General features: G+C 41.1%; 3 protein-coding genes. All 3 read right to left on the bottom strand.

All coding sequences use genetic code 11. From position 1 onward, the window contains the following. Positions 1–443 precede the first annotated feature (443 nt). The 3 genes from AACT18_RS00060 to AACT18_RS00050 all read right to left on the bottom strand — a co-directional run bounded on the left by AACT18_RS00060 (position 444) and on the right by AACT18_RS00050 (position 2333). Positions 444–956, bottom strand: coding sequence for a GNAT family N-acetyltransferase (locus AACT18_RS00060; protein ID WP_094124842.1), 513 nt, complete (start codon positions 954–956; stop codon positions 444–446). Between the two features lie 134 nt (positions 957–1090). Next, entirely contained in the window at positions 1091–1804 is a 714-nt protein-coding gene (locus tag AACT18_RS00055; protein ID WP_176445982.1) for a Fic family protein, read from the bottom strand. A gap of 247 nt (positions 1805–2051) precedes the next feature. Further along, entirely contained in the window at positions 2052–2333 is a 282-nt protein-coding gene (locus tag AACT18_RS00050) for a hypothetical protein (RefSeq protein WP_026027901.1), read from the bottom strand. Between the last annotated feature and the right edge of the window lie 496 nt (positions 2334–2829).

Genomic DNA, 2829 nt, shown 5'->3' with positions numbered 1-2829 from the left:
CGAGCTTTTTTGTAAACTTGAAACAAACTAACCGATTCATTTATAAACCAAAATCTCAAATCAGCAAAGAAACCAAAAAACTCAAATTTAGCGATTTGGAAGAAAAGTGACGAGCGTAGCATGCTCGGCGGACGTTTGGATGCTGAAGGTTATTTTGCCGCTGAATTCACAGCGAAAAACAACCCAACACGATCAAGAAACAACAAATATGTGATGACGATTTATTGCTTAAGTCCAGCCATTAAAGCATGGAATTCACCATTCAATTCAAACCCGATTTAGCTGATAAAAACTCACTTTGCCTAACGCCCGCTTAAGGGGCTGACAACGCTACTACCAAGTTTCCGCATAACACCGTAACCACAAAAGCCAACGCATAATGAAAATGCTGCGCGTTGGTTGTCCCTCTTGAAGCGTTTGTTATGTGAATTTTTCCAGCGCGCTCAATACACACAACCATTAAATTCAATGACTTGATCGCTTAAAGCATGACTGCCATTGTAAGACTTAACCATACCACCACGGTAGACAAACTGACTCCAAGTTTTCTGCTGTACGTCGAAGTAATGGATAGGCAAAACTAACTCCGAATACCCTGAGCTTCGATAAACATCTGGCTCATAAGCGAAGAGAAAAGAATGAGTTACCCCAAAAGACACTAAGCATCGATCGAGCTCTTTCACGATGACTTTAGCTAAGCCCAAACCACGCTTACTTGGTGTAATGGCAATACCACCAATTATGCCCCCTTTGAAGCTTATTGAGCCCTGCCTCATTAAACGACTATAAGCCAAACCAGTAGCGATAATCTGATTATCGTCTTCAATGAGAATTGCACAGACGAACTCACGATTGAAAATGAACATAGAATCTTGACCAAAAACGGAGTTTAGATGAGCATTAAGTGCAGCTTCATAAGCCTCAATCTGACCACTTTTGACAACTGATATTTTCAAGATTGACTCCATTCACATAACGCCCGCTTAAGGGGCTGACAACGCTACTACCAAGTTTCCGCATAATACTGAAACCACCAAAATCAACGCACAGTAAAAATGCCACGCGTTGGAAGTCCCTCTTGAAGCGTTTGTTAGCCGATTTTCAGATCTAGCTTGAAATTACGAATGATTTTTTCATCCAAACAGCTGCGTAAAAACTTATTCATTGATCTCATGTCATTAGAAGAATAGAAGTCAAGCATGAGCGTATTAAACTCTTGTTGACGCTTGGCTTGCACATTAATGATAGGGAAACCATTAGCTAACAAAATACCGTTCATCATGAACCGCCCCGTACGTTTGTTAACATCCCAAAAAAATTGAGCGCGTGCCATTTGTAAAAATGCAGTAATTGCTTGATCGTAAACATCAGATTCGCTATTCACCTGACTCTCAACTTCAAGCCATTTTTCGTCCAACGCATCTGGAGCCGGAGGCTCATACTCTGAACCCGTAATAGAAACGTAACCAGAGCGAAATTTACCCCACTCCAACGCTTCTTCTTTGCCAGCGATATTGTGGATTTTTAAGGCGGTTTCTTTATTAAATTGGAATTCACCTTGATCAACTAAGCCAAAAATGAGCTCCCATGCTCGAGCTTGGTTCATTGCCATATTTTGATCACTAATTCGATGACCACCTACGGTGATCCCATCAAGAATGGTTTGCACCTCAGGTAAAGTCATTGCAACACCCTCGAGGTTAACAGCGTCATAAACCAAAGCTGGTACATCTCTTTTGGCAAGTTGTTTAGCCAACGGTATATTTGGTTTCATATTCCACATGTTATCTGTCAATGCTGTCATGGTGATCTTCTTCAATGTAAGTAAAACTTGGCTAAGTATACACTTACTGATGAGTAAGGTGGTAGAAGTCGGCTAACGCCCGGCTAAGGGGTTGACAACGCATAGCCGAACTCAAAAAACACACTGTAAACACTGAATTTCAATTTTGCACTAAAGTCGCCAAGCGTTGGCAATCCCTCTTGAGCCGTTTGTTATATTTTCACTCTCTACGCTAACGTGATCGACTGTTTAGGATTGTCGAAAACCATTAACAAACTGATATTTCGTACTTTTCCAAAACCGTAGCAGCTTCCGCACGCTCAATAATTTTTAACAATACCGATTGGATCGCTTCGTCTTCGCGGGCATCCTTGTCACTTGTAAAACGTTGTATTTGGGGATCGGCATTCTCTTCAGGTAAAAAAGTGATAACGACTTCGGTCGCTAAGTCCGTCGTTTTACCGAAATACTCTAATGATATTTGCGGATAACCTTTGAAACCTCTTTGTACTCGTTTCAATATGCGTTTTTTCGCTTTATCCACGTTCATCATGAATCCTTTTGGTTGCTGAACTTAAAAAAATATAACGCCCGGCTAAGGGGTTGACAACGCAACGCCGAACTTAAAAAACCACTGTAAACACTGAATTTCAATTTTGCACTAAAATCGCCAAGCGTTGGCAATCCCTCTTGAGCCGTTTGTTATGCAAATTCAATGAGATAAACCGAATTTACACGACCAAAAGCCACAATTGCAATGGTTGAGTGATTCAAGAATCAACCCAAGCAAGAGCCGTGATAAATAAGCCGCCAAAACAAAGCCCTCCTTTCAACAACAAACCAAGCTTTTGAATCAGACAAACTCAACAAGCAAGACTTTCAGCAAGTGCAAAATGCTCGATTAACTTGCCCTTTCCATACTTTGCGCCCGCTAAATTCACAACAAACCAGCACCAAAACTCATTGAGGCAAACAAAGAACTTTGCCTGTTTTACGGCTTGAGTTAACCAAGAATTTGAGGGTAAAAAAGCTCATTTGCCGACAAC

Source organism: Vibrio sp. V04_P4A5T148, assembly GCF_963875605.1.
In the GTDB taxonomy this organism is placed as follows: Bacteria; Pseudomonadota; Gammaproteobacteria; order Enterobacterales; family Vibrionaceae; genus Vibrio; species Vibrio anguillarum.
The sequence above is the reverse complement of the archived record's forward strand: the minus strand, read 5'-3'. Positions and strand labels throughout refer to the sequence as shown.